General features: G+C 62.0%; 18 protein-coding genes. 12 read left to right on the forward strand and 6 right to left on the reverse strand.

All coding sequences use genetic code 11. The features are described 5' to 3' along the window. The first annotated feature begins 334 nt into the window (after positions 1 to 334). A complete protein-coding gene (locus IED13_RS27795; RefSeq protein ID WP_260368490.1) occupies positions 335 to 1,630 on the forward strand; it encodes a multidrug ABC transporter ATPase in 1,296 nt (431 codons plus the stop codon). Between the two features lie 25 nt (positions 1,631 to 1,655). On the opposite strand, the gene petA is transcribed toward IED13_RS27795, so the two are convergent. The 4 genes from petA to IED13_RS27815 form a co-directional block, all read right to left on the reverse strand. Next, on the reverse strand, positions 1,656 to 2,201 hold the full coding sequence (gene petA, locus IED13_RS27800) for a ubiquinol-cytochrome c reductase iron-sulfur subunit (RefSeq protein ID WP_191126054.1): 546 nt from the start codon (positions 2,199 to 2,201) through the stop codon (positions 1,656 to 1,658). A gap of 172 nt (positions 2,202 to 2,373) precedes the next feature. After that, positions 2,374 to 2,886: a hypothetical protein gene (locus IED13_RS27805; protein WP_248312807.1), complete on the reverse strand. Its 513-nt coding sequence runs from the start codon at positions 2,884 to 2,886 to the stop codon at positions 2,374 to 2,376. A gap of 282 nt (positions 2,887 to 3,168) precedes the next feature. Beyond that, positions 3,169 to 3,477 carry a helix-turn-helix domain-containing protein gene (locus IED13_RS27810; RefSeq protein WP_191126055.1) on the reverse strand — a complete coding sequence of 103 codons (309 nt, stop codon included), beginning with the start codon at positions 3,475 to 3,477 and terminating at the stop codon, positions 3,169 to 3,171. A 121-nt stretch (positions 3,478 to 3,598) separates the two neighbouring features. Further along, positions 3,599 to 4,903 (reverse strand): porin, encoded by a 1,305-nt coding sequence (locus tag IED13_RS27815; protein WP_191126056.1) that lies wholly within the window; start codon positions 4,901 to 4,903, stop codon positions 3,599 to 3,601. A gap of 693 nt (positions 4,904 to 5,596) precedes the next feature. On the opposite strand from IED13_RS27815, the gene IED13_RS27820 reads away from it, so the two are divergent. Beyond that, entirely contained in the window at positions 5,597 to 6,349 is a 753-nt protein-coding gene (locus tag IED13_RS27820; protein ID WP_191126057.1) for a Crp/Fnr family transcriptional regulator, read from the forward strand. A gap of 196 nt (positions 6,350 to 6,545) precedes the next feature. Here the strand turns inward: IED13_RS27820 and IED13_RS27825 are convergent, their stop codons facing one another. Continuing rightward, entirely contained in the window at positions 6,546 to 7,454 is a 909-nt protein-coding gene (locus tag IED13_RS27825) for a LysR substrate-binding domain-containing protein (protein WP_191126058.1), read from the reverse strand. A gap of 79 nt (positions 7,455 to 7,533) precedes the next feature. On the opposite strand from IED13_RS27825, the gene IED13_RS27830 reads away from it, so the two are divergent. The 5 genes from IED13_RS27830 (at position 7,534) to IED13_RS27850 (ending at position 12,921) form a co-directional block, all read left to right on the forward strand. Next, a complete protein-coding gene (locus IED13_RS27830) occupies positions 7,534 to 8,745 on the forward strand; it encodes a trans-sulfuration enzyme family protein (RefSeq protein WP_191126059.1) in 1,212 nt (403 codons plus the stop codon). A 38-nt stretch (positions 8,746 to 8,783) separates the two neighbouring features. Then, positions 8,784 to 9,812 (forward strand): transporter substrate-binding domain-containing protein, encoded by a 1,029-nt coding sequence (locus IED13_RS27835; protein ID WP_191126060.1) that lies wholly within the window; start codon positions 8,784 to 8,786, stop codon positions 9,810 to 9,812. Between the two features lie 67 nt (positions 9,813 to 9,879). Further along, entirely contained in the window at positions 9,880 to 10,995 is a 1,116-nt protein-coding gene (locus IED13_RS27840) for an amino acid ABC transporter permease (RefSeq protein WP_191126061.1), read from the forward strand. Positions 10,996 to 10,999: 4 nt separating this feature from the next. Continuing rightward, positions 11,000 to 12,103 (forward strand): amino acid ABC transporter permease, encoded by a 1,104-nt coding sequence (locus tag IED13_RS27845; protein WP_191126062.1) that lies wholly within the window; start codon positions 11,000 to 11,002, stop codon positions 12,101 to 12,103. Positions 12,104 to 12,126: 23 nt separating this feature from the next. Further along, the gene (locus tag IED13_RS27850; RefSeq protein WP_404801918.1) at positions 12,127 to 12,921 is read left to right on the forward strand and encodes an amino acid ABC transporter ATP-binding protein; all 795 of its coding nucleotides are present in this window, start codon (positions 12,127 to 12,129) and stop codon (positions 12,919 to 12,921) included. Between the two features lie 126 nt (positions 12,922 to 13,047). On the opposite strand, the gene IED13_RS27855 is transcribed toward IED13_RS27850, so the two are convergent. Continuing rightward, entirely contained in the window at positions 13,048 to 13,404 is a 357-nt protein-coding gene (locus IED13_RS27855) for a hypothetical protein (RefSeq protein WP_191126063.1), read from the reverse strand. 258 nt (positions 13,405 to 13,662) lie between these two features. On the opposite strand from IED13_RS27855, the gene IED13_RS27860 reads away from it, so the two are divergent. From IED13_RS27860 to IED13_RS27880, 5 genes are all read left to right on the forward strand, one after another. Further along, a complete protein-coding gene (locus IED13_RS27860; RefSeq protein ID WP_191126064.1) occupies positions 13,663 to 13,929 on the forward strand; it encodes a heavy-metal-associated domain-containing protein in 267 nt (88 codons plus the stop codon). Positions 13,930 to 14,007: 78 nt separating this feature from the next. Further along, positions 14,008 to 16,386 (forward strand): heavy metal translocating P-type ATPase, encoded by a 2,379-nt coding sequence (locus IED13_RS27865; RefSeq protein ID WP_191126065.1) that lies wholly within the window; start codon positions 14,008 to 14,010, stop codon positions 16,384 to 16,386. Between the two features lie 33 nt (positions 16,387 to 16,419). Next, positions 16,420 to 16,941, forward strand: a complete 522-nt coding sequence (locus IED13_RS27870) for a cytochrome b (protein ID WP_191126066.1) — start codon at positions 16,420 to 16,422, stop codon at positions 16,939 to 16,941. A gap of 91 nt (positions 16,942 to 17,032) precedes the next feature. Beyond that, the gene (locus IED13_RS27875; RefSeq protein WP_191126067.1) at positions 17,033 to 17,383 is read left to right on the forward strand and encodes a hypothetical protein; all 351 of its coding nucleotides are present in this window, start codon (positions 17,033 to 17,035) and stop codon (positions 17,381 to 17,383) included. 128 nt (positions 17,384 to 17,511) lie between these two features. After that, positions 17,512 to 17,910, forward strand: coding sequence for a FixH family protein (locus tag IED13_RS27880; RefSeq protein WP_191126068.1), 399 nt, complete (start codon positions 17,512 to 17,514; stop codon positions 17,908 to 17,910). Positions 17,911 to 17,936 lie beyond the last annotated feature (26 nt).

Consider the following 17,936-nt stretch of genomic DNA (forward strand, 5'->3'; position numbering starts at 1 on the left):
GCAGCAAAGGCCCAATCAACGCCCATTCCTCGTCCGTCAGACCGATCCGCTCGCCCAAGGCTTCCTCCAAAAAGAAGCCTTGAATCAATCCGCGTGTCTCAGGTCAAGCTTTGTCCACGAGGCCTAGCGCCGGACGTCTATCCGCTGCTCAAGCAAGCCGAATTCCTGAGGAGTTTTTGTACGCGCAATCCCGATTCTGACTTCAGCGATGGTGTCAACGACCTCTATCGCACCCTCCGAGCCCCGCCGAGTTAAAGCTCGCAATCCTGTCCTACAGTCAAAGCGAATGGCACCAAGCTCGGCGTCGTCGCCACGAAGATTGAGTTCTACAGACGTGACTGCAACGTTTCAGTTTATCCATGATCTCGGCCACCGGATCATGGGCCTTGAGTACCCGCACGGCCACTGGCTGATTAATATTGCGGCGGCGCTGTTGTTTGTCGTTGCGCCGGCATGGACATTCTGGATTGCCTTGCGGTTCACCTATCGGCGCTTCAACGCGAAGCGCCGCCGGCGCACTCGGTTTGTGGCCGCGACGTCGCGCGTTCCAGAGCAACCAGTCGCCCGAGAGCGCGAGCGTTCGCTTGAGACCTACATCATCCGTGCGACTGCAAGACCGCAGGTGAAGCTCGTCATTATCTCAATTTTGACGCTTCCGACGGCGTGGCTTCTGCTCGAAATCCCCAAGCACATTATCAATCACGCTCTTTCCGACACCGGCGATAGCGGCCACGTCGACATGGCGCTGTTTGGCCTGCCGCTGGATCGCATCACGCTCCTGTTTGCCCTGTGCGCGGGATATCTTGGCACACTGTCGTTGAACGGCCTGATCAAATACACCGCCATGCGCATTCGTGGTCGTGTAAGTGAGCGCCTGGTCCGCAGGCTTAGGCTTGGCGTTTTGCGCCGTGCGCGCGCGGGCGCGACGGCGGAACAACGCGCGCATCTTTCCGCGGTTGTGGTACAGGAAGTCGAACCAATCGGGTATTTCGGCGGGAGCCTTGCCGTTGTTCCCGTTATCCAAGGTGGTGCCCTGCTGACCAGCATCCTGTTCCTGCTGATGCAGAATCCGGCATTGGCTCTGGCTGCGCTGTTGATGCTGCCGCTGCAACTCACGCTCTTGCCTGGCTTGCAGAAGCGGCTCAATGCGAAGGTGCGCGACAGGGTTCGTTCGACCCGAAAGCTCGGCGGACTTATGGTGTCCGATGGCTCAGTTTCCAGCGCCCTTGGCTCACAGGCGGCAGGCCGCCGGGCTGACCTGTCAGTTCTGCGCCATCAAATGCGAATGACCGCGAGCCTGGAAACAATTCGGGTCGAGATCAACGATCTGAAAGGCAGGATCAAGGGCCTGTACAATTACACGTCCAACCTAACGCCTTTCTTCTTCTTCACGATTGGCGGCTACTTGGTCGTGAGGGGGCAGTTGTCGCTCGGGGCGCTCGTTGCCGCGCTCGCCGCTTACCGGGAGATTTCGCCGGCGCTGCGGGAGCTGTTTGATTTCATGCAGAATTGGTCGGATGCGAAAGCACGCTTCAGTGAGGTCACCAGAGCCATGGGCCAGGTTCGTACCGTTCCGGTGGCGATCGACGCTCCGGATACCTCGCGCCGTCGCGAGCAGATGGCGAGCTGAGTGCCGCTTGGGGTTGTAGCGATCGCTAACCGATCCGAATTCGCTCTGGCGTGAGAAAGGAATACGGGGGCACGACAAGGTTTTTTGGTGCCGGTCCTCGCCGCACGCGGCCAAGGGCATCGTAAACCGAACCATGGCAGGGGCAGAACCAGCCACCATAGTCGCCGCGCGGATCACCGGTCTTCTGTCCGAGCGGTATGCATCCCAGGTGGGTGCATACCCCAACGACGACAAGCCATTCTGGCTTCAGCGATCGCGCCGTGGCGGGCTCGGGATCCAACAGGGCTGACATGTCAACGGTCTGGTCGCCAGCGATCTGCCCGGCCGTCCTTCGGACGATGAATACGGGCCGTCCGCGCCACAGCACAGTAATGCGCTGGCCGGGCTCGATCGGAGCGAGATCAAATTCAGCGCTTGCCAACGCAACGGTGTCAGCGGTCGGCTGAAAGCTGGCGACCAGCGGCCACATCGCAGCCGCCATTCCTGTGACGCCAGCGAAGCCGGTGGTCAAATAAAGAAAGTCGCGCCGCGTCGAGGCGCTCTCCGGTTCTGCCGATAGTTCGTCCGTCATGGACGCACCAATCATCGCCCGCTTGTGCGAGCAGATTCTAATGTTTCGCTCGGTCAACCAGATGCCAAGCAGGAAGAACGATCTGGTACTGACGGCGATTCTGACAGGATATTTAGGATTCGTCTGTTACAATTGGTTACAGCCGCACTCCCGACCGGTGACGGGTTTCATGTCAGCTTCTGGGGATGTTGCGGCTGAGCCAGTAGACGTAGCTGCGCGCCAGATTCGCGATGCGCGCGCGCTCGCTGTCGGGCTGGTACCATGCTCCACCAGAGCTCGATGGCAAGGCGAGAAGTTGCGGATAGCGGCTGATGATCTCGCCCCGCGCGCCTATGATCAGAGCCTCGCCTTCCAGATAGTCGGTATCTCCTCCACCGCCACTTCCGTGACCGCCTCTCGATCCGCGCCCAACGTAAGACGACAGCGTCAGGCTGGTCAGGCGGACAATCAGCCTCCTGGGCGCAATATTCGCGGGGAAAACGGTGCGGAGCTCGTCAGTCATCGACGCGCGGAGCCAGTCGGCCATTGGTCCTTGTCCCAATAAGCGTAGCCGCTCGACGTCGACGGAATAAGAGGGCGACCAAGTGCCCGGGAAATGCGTTGCGGCGTTTACGGCTGTCGCGACGCATGAGGCGACGGTGGCCGACATGGCAGCGAGAAATCGGCGGCGCGAGATCGAGTCCATGGGACACTCCATCAATGATGGCGGCGTGAGGGGGCGCAAGTCACCAGCGTCCGACCAAGGCCGGGAGGCGGCCTGGAAAGCAGGATGCGCCTCCTGAGTTGTGCTGGAAAGTGATGGGCTTCACAGTCAGGCCGTGAGCCACGACCTGGCATTGCCGGCGTCCGGTCTGCCCGAAACCACGCATCATAATGGGAGCCGATCGCACGAGGCCGGTCAACGAAAGGGACAAGTAGCCCCCGGGGACGCATTCCAGGCGATGCCTACAGCGGGAGAACAGCGTCCTCAGCCGGTAGCTTCGATGCCCGGTGTTTCCGGTTCGGCGAAGCGGGGATGCGAAGTTTCTTCGCCGAACCGGCAGATATATTCGTCGAGATTAAACAGGCGCTTCAAACCGACGCCGGCGTCATCCTGGATAAATTCGATTCCGTTTGTGACAAAGATCGAACGAATCCGAATTCGGGTTTCCGGTCGCACGCGCCCTTCGGTTTCAAAGTCGCTGATTGTTCTTTGAGCGACACGAACCTTGCGGCTGAGCTGTTTGATGCTCCAGCCCATCATCGCACGCGCAACGCGGCATTGTTCGCTATTCATTTTCAAACCCTCAACGAGACGGTTTGCACTAGAAGGTGGGTTACGAGCGCTGTTCGCTGGCCTTGAATGACTCATCGCAATGCAAGAGGGTCCTCGACCGAAGCCGAGGACCCGTCGTGCATTAGAAGTCGCGCTGAACGCGCAGGCGAGCCGACACAGCGTCGCTTGAAGCGAGAGTGAAGGCGCCGCCACGGTTGATGTCCGCGACGCGCCCCTTCGGATCGAGCTTCGTGTAGAGAACCTCGACGCCGATATCGAGGCCGCTGACCGGCGACCAGATCAGGTTGGAACCGACCCGATATTCCTTGAAGTCGGTGACGTTCGTGGTCGAGGCATTCTCGACGTTCAGATACGAACCGAACAGGGTCTGACGGACGCTCGGGGTCCAGTAGTGTAGGAGCGCTGCCGTCAGAGCATAGCCGCGCGTCTTCTTGAGAGTAGCCGTCGTGGCGCTGTTCGGGACCGCGACCGCATCGAAAGCGTTGACGAGAACGCCGCCGATCTGAACGGGGTTGTTGTTGGTGAAGCTGCCGTAGGTACCGGCGCCGAGATAGCTGGAAGCGCCTTCAGCATAGACGCCTTGCAGCCAGAAGACATCGCCTTGAGCGAGCATCGGCAGATTGAGCTTCAGGCCCGCGAGACCGGCGAACCCATACTCGGTATCGAGCTTGATGCCAGTGTTGCCGCTGGCGGTGGTGATCTGGTGAACCGCGCCCGACAGCTGGGCAGAGCCCCAGCCCTGCGTGATGTTGAAGTTGGCGACGATATCGGGCATGCGGTTGCCGCCGGTCGAAACCGTCGGACCGAAGGGGACGTTGTCGAAGGTGTTGAAGCGGCGCTCGGCACCGTCCTCCGCCGAAAGCGTGGCGCTGAAGCCGCTGCCGAAGGTTGCGGTATAGGCGAACAGCTGCGTGGACGAGTCCGGGCCGCGCAACAGACCCCAGTTCAGATCGTTGGCGTAGAAATCGAAGAACGACTGAGCGCGGCCAGCCGTGATGGGGCCGAACTGGATGAAGGCCTTGTCGAGGAAGGTCGTATTCGAGGCGCTGACCGTCTGGAAGTTCGTGTACGGACCCCGGTACGGGCCGCTGTCGCGGTTGATGTCGTAGCGGATGAACGTGCGCAAGGTTCCATAGGAAGTGGCGGTACGCGCATCGATATTCAGACGGCCACGAGCCCGGAAGCCGGACGAATCGACGTTGCGGCTATAGGGCTGGTCATACATGTATTCGGCCCTGACGCGGCCGCTCATCCGCAGGCAGGTATCCGTACCGGGGATATAGAAAAAGCCGGCGCCGTACGCCGTGCAGACACGCACGTATTCGACCGGAGCGCTCTTGCGCGACGGCAGGTCGGCAGCGCTGGCGCTGGTGGCCACTGCAAAGGCCGCGGTGGCCATGCCAAATGCTGAAACGAAGCTCTTCATCAATACCTCCAATTGAATTGGTCTTTGCCTGGCTGAGTCTTTTGATTCAACCGGATGGTATTGGTATTCTTCAAGACGATGCCCGACGGTGAAAATATTCACATGATGCATTTGAGTCTTCATGCGTTGTAATTTGAGCACATGTGAAAATTTTCACAATGTATAGTGTGAAGATTTTCACCTGTTACAATTTGTAACTTGAATCGCCGCAGCCTTATCTTACCGTCGCGCGTTCTAGGCGGGGCGACTGAATGGCGATGACGCATTTCTGCGAGACCAGTAATTCGTCAACCGAAAGGAGCCCCATGGTAATTGCCCGGGCCCCGAGGCGGTTTTTTGCACTCCTGTCCCCAGGACAAGAAATAAGAGTAAGGACAGCCGGCGACTTGGCACCGAAGCAGGAAGGTTCCTTTCGGTTTCCCGCAAGCGCCATCAGGTTGGATACGCGAGAACACCTCCAACAAAGCCGTGCAGGTGACATTGCCGGCTATCTTTCTTCGTACCCAAGCTTGCTGAAAGCGTCCCATTTCCGCGAACGTCGGCATGCGACCACTGCCTATGGCGGCGACGCATCCGCACGGTTGGTCGAATGCACTCGGTAGACAAATTCGCGATGGTGCATGCGGCCGCATCCCCGGCTCCACGATGCACAGAGAGGGCAGAACTATTTCATCCGATGTTGCGCGAAGAGACATGCGCCACGACGCAATCGGTCGCGCCGCGCCCGTCGTTTCGACTTTCGCCGCAGCAATTCGGGCGGCGGCCATGTTGACAGTGACTCAATCGGGGATGGCTATTCCAATTCCGGGCTTACTCGCGAGCGGTCGGTTTCCAAGGCGACAGTTCGCCAAAGGGTCTTTCATCAAACAGCCGGACGACAAGACGGACCACATCTATCTGATCGAGACAGGTAAGGTGGTCACATTCTTCCTGGGCCCCCAAGGGCACGATGTTTCATTCCTTGAACTGGGAGCTGGAGATTTCGTTGGTGACTTGTCGGCCTTTGGTAGCGACGAGCCTGCGACCTATTTCCAAGCCGTGGAAGACACTGTCGCCCTTGTCCTGAACAGGGGACAATTCCTGGAAGCACTGCGCAATCAGCCGGAATTCGCCGAGCTGGTGGCAAAAACGCTTTGCAGCCGCTTACGCCTGATGAAGCAGCTCTACATCGAGAGCAAATTACTGCCGATGAAGACGCGCCTTTATGCAGACCTGATCCGTCACGGCGTTCGGGACGAGCGGGGGCAGCTGCGCATTTCGCCAATGCCGACACATGCTGAAGTGGCGCGCAGGATCGCGTCACAGCGAGAGACCGTCACGAGGCATTTGAGCCAGCTGGCCAAGCAACGCGTGATCGACAGCTCGCGCGGGTTCATCGTTATCACCGACGAAGCGTATTTGCGCGCCGAAATCAGCAAAGCTCTCGGCGGCATCGAATGGCAATGACAGGAAATTTCATATTTGTGAGTTTTTTCACAGATATCATCGAGTAGTATGATAGTATCTCGTTCGGTTGAAGCCGAGCTTGGTTCTCAACCTCCAAAAGAGACCAGACTTGAGGGGGCAGATCCCAATATCTGCCCCCCTTTTTTTAATGATCTGGCTAGTCGGATTGATCGCGGGCCTTGCGCGCGACGAATGACTAACTCACGCTTTCCCCCGGAACGGCAAAGGCGTTGCGGACCGCATAGAGCTCGGCAACGAACTCCGAGACGAGGCGAGAGTTCGCGCTGCCGGGCGGCTTGAGCAGGAGCGCTCTGAAATGCACAGCCGGCTCGAAAGGCCGGACGACAATGCCCTGGATCATCTTGTCTGCGATGATGAACGGATTGACCAGACCTATGCCGAGGCCCTGCGACGCCAGAATGGCGATGGTCACGCCATAGGGCGTCTCGACCAGGATGCGGGGCTGGACGCCGTGTTCCGCAAAGATCCTGTCCATGGCGAGCCGCACGGTGTCCTCCGGCGCGAGCGCCAGGAAGCCCTCGTCGCTCAGGTCCGCCGGTACAATGACGTCTCGGCTTGCCAGGGGATGTCCCTGGGGCATCACGCAGACCGCGCGAGGCGTGGTGAACACGCTGTGCAGGACACCATCGGTATCGATCTCGTCGGCTGCCAAGCCGATGTCGAAGCTGCCAGAAGCGACCAGGTCGCGAACGACGTTCGAAGTGCGGACCTGATAGCTGATCCGCACCTGCGGGTGCTTGCGCGAGAACGCCGTGATCGCCCGCGGAACCAGGCCATGTCCAAGAGCGGACAGGCTGGCAACCCGAATAGTCCCGGCGCCCACCTCTTTGATCTGAGCAGCCCGTAGTTTGAGCCGATCAAGACCGACCAGATTGGCCTTCACCTCGGCGTGGAAGAGCAGCGCTTCGCGGGTCGGAACCAGGCGGCCACGGATCCGATCAAACAGACTGAACCCGAGCTCGGACTCCAGCTTCGCAAGCGAACGGCTGATGGCCGGCTGCGACGTGTTGAGCAAGGCAGCCGCCGCTCCAGCGCCACCGCTGATCATGATCGCATGAAATACGTCGATGTCGCGCAGGTTCACAGTTCGGCCATATCAAGAATGGATCGACTCTATCGATATGGCCATAGATGGCAATGTCAGCGCGAGCTAGCGTCAACCCATGAAGAAATCCGACGACACCTCCCATATCCATCCGCCCGAGCGTTCGCGGCAGCCATTTCAAGCGGTGGCAATGTCGGTTGAACGCGCTTCGACGATCGTTTTCGACGATCTTGAAGCATTCGAAAAGCGGGCCGAGCGCGTTTATGACGGCTTCAGCTATGGGCTATACGGGACGCCGACGAGCCGGCTCCTCGAGGACCATATCGCCCAGCTCGAAGGGGCATCGCGGGCGATCGTCGTGCCGTCCGGCATGGCGGCGCTGACGCTGGCGACGATGGCGGTGTGCCGCAGCGGCGATCGCATCCTGATGCCCGAGACGCTCTATGGTCCGGCGCGGGACATGATCCTGCGCCTCCTGGGGCCGCTCGGCATTGCGGCGCAGTCCTACGATCCGCGGCTCGATGCCGGGATCGCGGAGCTTCTCGACGAGCGGACACGGCTGGTGTGGGTTGAATCGCCGGGGTCGGCGACCTTCGAGGTCCAGGACGTGCCGGCGATCGTCGCGGCGGCCCACAAGGTCGGGGCGCTGGTCGCCGCCGACAATACCTGGGCCTCCCACCTCCTGTTCAAGCCGCTGGCCCATGGCGTCGATATCAGCATGCAGGCACTGTCGAAGCATGCCGGGGGGCATGGCGATCTGCTGATGGGTTCGCTCGCCGTGCGGGATGAAGGCCTGTTCCGGCGTCTGAAGGATACCGCGCGCTTCCTCGGCTATGGCGTCTCGCCGGAGGATTGCGCTTTGTGCGAGCGCGGCTTGATGACTATGCCGGTCCGCATGCGCCATGCCGCCGCGACCGCGGCCGAGATCCTGGGCTGGCTGTCACGGCGCCCTGAGATCGTTCGGATTCTGCATCCGGCCATGCCGGACCATCCCGGCCATGCGGTGTGGGAGCGGGATTTTTCGGGAGCGGCTGCGGTGTTCTCGGTCGTGCTCCGGCCCGAGCTCGCGCCCTTGCAGAACGAGGTCCTACGGCGGATGCGCCTGTTCAGACTCGGGGCGAGCTGGGGCGGCGTTCATTCCCTGATCGCCGTCAATGATCCGCGGAAAGGTCGGACTAGCCTCGAATGGCTACCATCAGGGCCGGTCTGGCGATTGTCGATTGGCTTGGAAGCACTCGACGACCTGATCGGCGATCTGGAGCAGGCCTTCGTCCCATTTGCCGAATTCGCGGCGGCGTCGAAGGCGGTGGGCCGTACGGCTGCGGAATAACAGAACCAAACTCACAAAACAGGGGAACGGAGATAACCATGACAAGATTGAAAATGCTGCTCGGAACGGCGCTTGCCGCCGCCGGCCTAACGGTGAGTGTCGGCGACGCGAGCGCGCAGAGCGTCGTGAACAAGATCAAGCAGCGCGGCTATGTCAGCTGTGGTGCGAGCCAGGGCGTGCCCGGCCTCTCCCGGCCCGACGAGAACGGCTATTATCGCGGCTTCGATTCCGACATCTGCCGGACCTTCGCGGCTGCCATCCTCGGCGACAAGGACAAGATCCGTTTCGTCCCGCTCAATGCCGGTCAGCGGTTCCCGGCGCTGCAGACCGGCGAAATCGATGTGCTTTCACGAACCTCCACCATCACTCTCTCGCGCGACACGGTGGTCCGCTTTGTCTGGATCACGCTCTACGACACCGACGGCCTGCTCGTGCGCAAGGCCGACAAGATCACCGATCCCAAGCAGCTCGCGGGCAAGACGGTATGCCTGCAGGGCGGCGGCAGCCTGACCGAGAAGGCGATCGAGGAGACCGAGGAAGAGCACGGGATCACGATGAAGAAGGTCTATTTCGACTCGACGATCCAGGCGCGCGACGCGTTCTTCGGCGGCCGCTGCGACACCTATGTGACCGACGGCACGGCTGCTGCCGGCCAGCGCGCCTCGGTGGCGAAGAATCCGGACGATTTCGACATCATCAAGGTGGGCCATGCGGCCGAGCCGAACGGCGTCGCGGTGGCGCGTGGAGACGATCAGCTCTTCGACATCACGCGCTGGACGGTCAATGCTCTGCTCTGGGCCGAGCTTCACGGCATCACCGCCAAGAACATCGACGAGAAGCTGAAGTCCGGATCGAGCGAGATCAAGCGGGTGCTCGGTCAGGAGCCGGGCTTCGGCAAGCCGCTCGGGCTTGACGACAAATGGGTCTACAACGTGGTCAAGCAAATGGGGAACTATGCCGAGATTTGGGACAACAATCTCGGAAAACGCAGCCCCCTCAAGGTCGACCGCGGGCTGAATGCGCTCTGGAAGGATGGCGGCCTGAACTATCCCTACCCCTGGGACTAGGCGACTACCGAGGGGAGCGTGGCGAACGCTCCCCTCTTCAATGACGGATAAAAATGGGGAGATCGGCATGTTGAGCGATGCCAGGACGAGATCGGTCGTCATTCAATGCGTACTGGTGGCCGCCGTCATTGGCGCGGCGACGCTGCTCGTCACTACCACATTCACGAACCTGCAGATGCGCGGCATCCCGATCGGGTTCGACTTCCTGACGACGCCGTCCCGGATCGTGATCTCCGAGGCGATCCTCTCCTACAAGTCGCGCGATCCGTATTACTGGGCCATCGTCGTCGGCGTGGCGAACACGATCTTCATCTCCGCGCTCGTCATCGTCTTCTCGTCGGTGCTGGGCCTGATTGTCGGCGTCACCCGGCTGAGCAGCAATCCGCTCGCTGCCGGCACGTGCCGCGTCTGGGTCGAGATCGCCCGCAACTCGCCGCCGATCGTCCTGCTGATCTTCCTCTATTCGCTGTGGTGGAAGATCCTCCCGCCGGCCACTGAGGCGCTCAATCCGGTCCCCGGCGTCTTCGCCTCGATGCGCGGCGTCATGGTTCCGAGCGTGCACATTAGCATGGCGACCGTAGGTGTGACCTTGATCCTCGTTGCCGGGCTGATCTTCTTCGCTGCTCGGGTTGCAAGTTCGCTGCACAGATTCCGGCCCACCCTGAGCTGGGCCGCAGTTGCCGTGCTTTTGCTCGGCCTTTGGTTCGCCGATGCCAGTGTCTCGACGGATTGGCCGGTCTTCGCGGGCTCGAATTTCCAGGGCGGGCTGGAGCTGACACCGGAACTCAGCACGATCCTGATCGGGCTTACCCTTTATACCACCGGCTTCATCGCCGAGATCGTGCGAGGCGGCGTCCTCTCCGTCGGTCCCGGGCAATGGGATGCCGGTCGCTCGGTCGGCCTGTCCCGCACCCAGATCCTGCGGCTGATCGTGATCCCGCAAATGCTGCGGGTGATCGTGCCGCCGCTCAACAGCCAGTACATCAACGTCGTCAAGAATTCGACGCTGGCGATCGCCGTCGGCTATCCGGATTTCCTTGCGGTGATGAACACCATCATCAGCAAGTCCAGCCATTCGATCGAAGGCGTTTTCATCATCCTGGGCGTCTATCTCGCCCTGAACCTGACCCTGTCGAGCGCGGCCAATTGGTACAACCGCCGCATCGCCATCGTGGAACGCTGATCCCGTGAAGACGATTTCGCTCCCTCTCTCCGAGGCTCCCGTGCCGGCGCAGCCCTGGTCCGCGCCGCTCCTGGCCTCGCTGCGCCGAACCGCCGGGCTGCTGTTCGGCTCGCCGCTCAATGTCGCCCTGACACTGGCTTTCGGCGCCATGCTCACTGTTGCCCTGCCGCCGATGCTGCGCTGGCTGGTGCTCGACTCCGTCCTCCTCAATCCGGACCCGGCCGCCTGCCGCGCCGCGTCCGGCGCCTGCTGGAGCTTCATCTATGCCAAATCGGGCCAGCTGCTGTTCGGCATCTACCCGGTCGAGGAGCGCTGGAGGCCCGCTCTGGTCTGCCTCATGATCCTGGCCCTGCTCGGCTGGTCGGTCCGGCCGGCGAGCTGGACGCCACGCCTGCTCGGCTTCTGGGTTGCCGCGCTCGCGCTGATCGTCTGGCTCATGGGCGGCGGCCTCGGCCTCGAAGAAGTCCCGACCTCGGCCTGGGGCGGCCTGCCGGTGACGCTGATCCTCACCGTCGTCGCGATCGGCATCGCCTTTCCGGTCGGGATCCTGCTCGCGCTGGGCCGCCGCTCGACGATGCCGGCTGTCCGGATCGCCGCGGTCGTCACCATCGAGTCCGTCCGTGGCCTGCCGCTACTCTCGATCCTCTTCGTCGCCTCGATCATGCTCCCGCTGTTCCTGCCGGAAGCGCTGCTGCCCGACAAGTTCGTGCGCGCCCTCGTCGCCTTGACGATCTTCGCGGCTGCCTATCTTGCCGAAGTCGTTCGCGGAGGGCTGCAGGCGGTCCCCAAAGGCCAGTACGAGGCCGCGGCCGCGCTTGGTCTGCCGTTCTGGCGTACGCAATATCTGGTCATCCTGCCGCAGGCGATCAGGGTGGTGATCCCGGCTTTGGCCAACACGATCATCGTGATGATCAAGAACACCAGTCTCGTGCTCGTGGTCGGGCTGTTCGACCTGATCAGCTCCGGCAAGGCGGCGCTGGCCGATCCGGCCTGGCCGTCGCCGGCGGCCGAAACCTTTCTCTTCATCAGCGCGATCTTCTTCGCCCTGTCCTTCTCATTCGCCCGCTTCGCCGATTTCCTGGAGCGGCGCGGCCCCGCTGCTCGCTAGGAGACGCCTCCATGACCATGGTAATGGCAGAAACCAAGACGACCGGCTCCCGCCCCGCGGCGCTGAAACAGACCTCGCTGAACACCGCGACGGCCGTCGAGATGATCGGCGTGAACAAGTGGTACGGCGAGTTCCATGTGCTGCGCGACATCAACCTGAAGGTCGGCCGCGGCGAGAAGCTCGTGATCTGCGGGCCGTCCGGCTCGGGCAAGTCGACGATGATCCGCTGCATCAATCGGCTGGAGGAGCACCAGAAGGGCCAGATCGTCGTCGACGGAACGGAGCTGACCAACGATCTCAAGAAGATCGATGAGATCCGCCGCGACGTCGGCATGGTCTTCCAGCACTTCAACCTGTTCCCGCACCTGACGATCCTCGAGAACCTGACGCTGGCGCCGATCTGGGTGCGCAAGATGCCCAAGAAGGACGCCGAGGAGATCGGCATGCACTATCTCAAGCGCGTCAAGATCCCCGAGCAGGCTCATAAATATCCGGGCCAGCTCTCGGGCGGCCAGCAGCAGCGCGTGGCGATCGCGCGCTCGCTGTGCATGAGCCCGAAGATCATGCTGTTCGACGAGCCGACCTCGGCGCTCGACCCCGAAATGGTCAAGGAGGTGCTCGACACCATGGTCTCGCTGGCCGAGGAGGGCATGACCATGCTCTGCGTCACCCACGAGATGGGCTTCGCCCGCCAGGTCGCCGACCGCGTCATCTTCATGGATGCCGGCCAGATCGTCGAGATGAACACCCCCAACGCGTTCTTCAAGAACCCGCAGCACGAGCGCACCAAGCTGTTCCTCAGCCAGATCCTGCACTGAGGGAGAAACGGGACGCAGGACCGATGGACAGCAAGCGAAAATTCTTGATCTTCCTGAAATCGGAAAAGCGAGCGCCCCCGAAGGTGCGATCGTGCCAGTCGCGCCCTGCAAGGCACTTTGATCTACTCATTGTGGTCGATGTTTCGCGCCTGCGATCGTTTCCGTTGCCGCTACGATACGTTTGAGTGGAGTGATGAAATCGGGAATGTCGACGAAAGCAAGAAGAAGGCCCGCGATCCAGAAAATGTGCATGTGCGTGAACATGGCCAGCAATCCCAGCACACAAACGATCTGCAACTGCACTTTATTATGAGCAATCCGATCCGGCAGGACGTGCAGGTGCAAATACAGAATACCAATTGCCAAGACGACGATGACCAAAAGAATGCCCATCGCAACCAGGAGCCAGTCCGTTTCACCGGGGCCGGTGAGGAATGCCGGCAAGTGAGTCGAAGCGGCTGCTGGATGAATGGCTTGGCCCATAAGCCCTCCGATGCTGGAACTGCCGAGCTTTCTGAAGCAATCTAACATCTGCCGCGCTCGCGCAGCTATTGTCCCCTGGGACAAGATGCCCGCGCTGACCAACCCCGACCGCGTTCCCGCGCCCATGAAAGATCAGACTCAGCTCCGCATTTTGCGCTCTCGGGAAGCACTAGAACGCGCATTCAACATGCCCTTGACCTTCCCATAATGGGAAGGCGTAGGTTGCTGTAATCGTCAATTTTTTGGGACATCGCAGCTATGTGCTCCTGCCAGCAACATTCGGATAACGCCGCCAAGGCGACCACTGCGCCTGAGGACGCGATCAGCTTTCGCGTCGAGGACATGACCTGCGGCCATTGCGCCGGTACGATCAAGCAGGCGATCGAGGACCAATTGCCCGGAACCGCGGTCACCGCCGACCCGGCTTCGAAACTCGTCAGCGTCGTCGGCGCGGCCGACTTCTCCGCCATAAGGTCGATCGTGGCGGGTGCTGGATACACGCCCGGCGCGGATCGCATCGGCTGATCGTGAGCGGCCGGCGCGAACCCGCCGGCCGCTCGTGCATTGGCAAGGCAAAGGGGCAGGAGCGCAGAGCGGCGAGCCATGGCAGATCATCAGCATCACGGCGGTCATCGGCACGATGACCATTCACATCACCACCACGGCCATTCTCATGGCGCAGCGGAGAGTGTGAAGGACCCGGTCTGCGGAATGACCGTCGATCCCGCCACGGCAAAGCATCGCGCCGCGCATGCGGGGCAGACCTATTTCTTCTGCTCCGCCCGCTGTCAGAACAAGTTCGAGGCCGATCCGGCCGCCTATGTCAGGGAGAAGGCTGAGAAGCCTGCCTCAAAGCCGGCACCCGAGGGCACAATTTACACCTGCCCCATGCATCCTCAGATTCGCCAACCAGGCCCGGGCAATTGCCCGATCTGTGGCATGGCGCTCGAACCGGAGATCGCGACGCTTCAGGAGGGCCCCAGCGCCGAGCTCGTCGACATGACGCGCCGGTTGTGGGTGGGCCTCGTGCTCGCGGTGCCGGTCTTCCTGCTGGAGATGGGCGGGCATCTCGTCGACCTGCACATGCTCCTCAGCCAGCAGAGCTCGAATTGGCTGCAGCTGATTTTGGCGACACCCGTCGTACTCTGGGCCGGCTGGCCGTTCTTTCAGCGGGCCTGGGCCTCGCTCGTCAATCGCAGCTTGAACATGTTCACGCTGATCGCGATGGGCACCGGCGTCGCCTGGGCCTATAGCGTCGTCGGCACCGTCGCCCCGAACCTGTTCCCGGAAACGCTTCGCTCCGCGGAAGGTGCGGTCGCAGTCTATTTCGAAGCGGCGGCCGTGATCACCGTCCTCGTCCTGCTTGGCCAGGTCCTCGAATTGCGGGCTCGCGAACAGACCGGCGGCGCGATCCGGGCCTTGCTCGACCTCGTCCCGAAGACGGCCCGCCGGGTGCGCGACGATGGCGAGGACGAGGATATCAATCTCGACGCGGTCCATGTCGGGGATCGCCTGCGGGTTCGTCCTGGCGAGACCGTCCCGGTCGATGGCGAACTGATCGAAGGCCGCAGTTCGATCGACGAATCCATGGTCACCGGCGAATCGATGCCGGTCACCAAGGAGGTCGGCGCGGCCGTGATCGGCGGCACGCTCAACACCACCGGCGGCTTCATCATGCGCGCGGGCAAGGTCGGCAGCGACACCATGCTGGCCCGCATCGTCTCGATGGTGGCGGAGGCCCAGCGCTCGCGGGCGCCGATCCAGCGTCTGGCCGACCAGGTGTCCGGATGGTTCGTTCCGTTGGTTATCGTCATCGCCATCATCGCTTTCGCCGCCTGGATTGCGTTCGGGCCGGAGCCGCGCTTCGCGCATGGGCTCGTCGCCGCCGTCGCCGTGCTGATCATCGCCTGCCCCTGCGCGCTCGGCCTGGCGACACCGATGTCGATCATGGTCGGGGTCGGGCGCGGTGCGCATCTCGGCGTGCTGATCAAGAATGCCGAGGCGCTGGAGCGCTTCGAGAAGATCGATACCCTCGTCGTCGACAAGACCGGCACGCTGACCGAAGGCAAGCCGCGGCTGACCGAGCTGAAGCCGGTCGGCACAATCACCGAGAGCGACCTGCTGCGGCTTGCTGCTTCGCTGGAGCGGGCGAGCGAGCATCCGCTCGCCGCCGCGATCGTCGACGCGGCGAAGGAGCGTGGCCTCGCCCTGGCCGAGGCCCAGGATTTCGACAGCCCGGTCGGCAAGGGGGTGACCGGAACGGTCGAGGGCCGCGCGCTGGTGATCGGCAGCCACCGGATCATGACCGAAGCCGGCATCGACACCGCCGCCCAGGCCGCAGAGGCGGAAGCGCTGCGTGCCGACGGCGGCACCGTGATCTTCGTCGCGGTCGATGGTCGCGTCGCCGGGTTGCTGGTGATCGCCGACCCGGTCAAGCAGACCACGCCGAAGGCGATCGAGTCGCTTAAGGGCGCCGGCATCCGGGTGGTGATGCTGACGGGCGACAACCGGACGACGGCCCAGGCGGTGGCGCGCCGGCTTGGTATCGACGAGGTCGAGGCCGAGGTTCTGCCGGAGGACAAGAGCGCGGTCGTCAGAAAGCTGCGCGCGCATGGCAGGGTGGTCGCGATGGCCGGCGACGGCGTTAACGACGCGCCTGCGCTGGCGGCGGCGGATGTCGGCATCGCCATGGGCACGGGCACCGACGTCGCGATCGAAAGCGCGGGCGTGACCCTGCTCAAGGGCGATCTGGAGGGGATCGTGCGCGCCCTTCAGCTCAGCCGGGCCACAATGAGCAATATCCGGCAGAACCTGTTCTTCGCCTTCATCTACAATGCGGCGGGCGTACCCGTCGCGGCCGGCGTGCTCTATCCGCTCTTCGGATTGCTGCTGTCTCCGATCATCGCGGCAGCGGCGATGGCTCTGTCTTCGGTCAGCGTGATCGCCAATGCGCTGCGCCTGAGAACGGCGTCTCTCCAATAGGGGCGATGCCATTCAAATGAACGGGTCTGCATCGTGAGCTTGTTGAAAAGCATCCTTAATCCCAAGGTGAGTTCGGGGAGGTCTTTCGGCGTCTACCAGCGCTGGATCCATTGGCTTGTGCCGCTCCTGTGCATCGCCCAGGTTCCGACTTCCTGGGCGATCCAGCGCACCCATATGGCGCATGGCTTCACGAAGCCCGCCCCCTTTGATCTGTTTCTGCATCAGGTCCACGCCTGGATGGGTTGGCTGATCATGGGGCTCGCGCTGATTCAGATCGCACTGCGCTATGTCTATGGCCGCCCCTCGCTTGAAGACTTGTCTCCACGCGAACGATGGGCCGCTACGGCCGTTCACGTCTGTCTGTATGGCCTCCTGCTCCTGTTGCCGTTCACGGGGACGGTTGCGATGTATCTCAGCTTCCGTGCCGCGCCCTTGCATCGATGGCTCAGCTGGGCGCTGTTAGTGCTCGCGTTGATCCATGTCGCCGGGGCGCTGTGGCATCACTTCTACCGGCGCGACGACATCTTGCGCCGCATGCTGAGGCACCAAGCTTGAGATCACGAAGCAGCGATTTTGGTTGCTCCCGATCAAACAGCCGCAGTTCTCGCCCTTTTGCGATCCCTGTAGGTATGTCAGAACGGGTACTATGAAGTTTCGACTTCTCACGCATGTGCTGATCCTGGGGCTGTTCGTTACAGCCACGATGTTGGCTGCCCTGGTCTCACCGGCGCGGGCTGGTTATGTCCGCATGGAACGTGAGGCGATGACAGCGATGTCGCCTGACATGCCGTGCTGCCCCAATCCGAAGGACAAACAACCCGATTGCACGACCAATTGCCCTGCCGCGAGCTTCTGTCTGGCCAAGTGCTTTGCGAGTGAACCAACGGTTTTCGCGACGCTTGCTCAACCTGTTGTCGTGACGCTCGGACGTGTGGGTAATGAGGCGCTGCGTATTTCGCGACCGGGCGAGCCTCCCGCCCGACCACCACGAAGCTGAGACATCGCCGGCACTGATGTGCCGGCTGCGATCGCGCGGTCATACCGCGCGATCGGTGGGCCGTGGCTAGCGCCACGCTTTGAGCTGTCCCCGCGGGCGCGGCAGCCTCACCGTCTCAGGATTCGACAATGATTATCACCCGTACGCTGCGCGCCCTCGTGGCCGCGCTTCCGCTCACCGCCGTCGCACTACCGGCTCTGGCGGATATCAAGGACTATGAATTCCAGCTCACCCAGAGCGAGTTCAAGCAAGGCGACGGCGTCGTCATCACCGTCAAGCTGATCGACAAGCGATCCGGAAAACCGGTGCCGGATGCCGTCATCTTCGCCAAGCGCATCGACATGGAGCCGGAGGGGATGGCCGCGATGGCCTCTCCGATCGAAATGCTGCCGTCTCCGGAAGCGGGAGCCTACAGCTTCAAGACCAAATTGGTCATGGAAGGCGGCTGGCGCTTGTCGCTCGGGGCGAAGGTTCAGGGCGAAACCGGCACGCTCGAAAACAAGCTGATCCTCGAGGCCCTGCCATGAAACGCATTGCCCTCACTGGCCTGGCG

The sequence above is a fragment of the Allobosea spartocytisi genome, assembly GCF_014764685.1.
GTDB classification, from domain to species: Bacteria; Pseudomonadota; Alphaproteobacteria; order Rhizobiales; family Beijerinckiaceae; genus Allobosea; species Allobosea spartocytisi.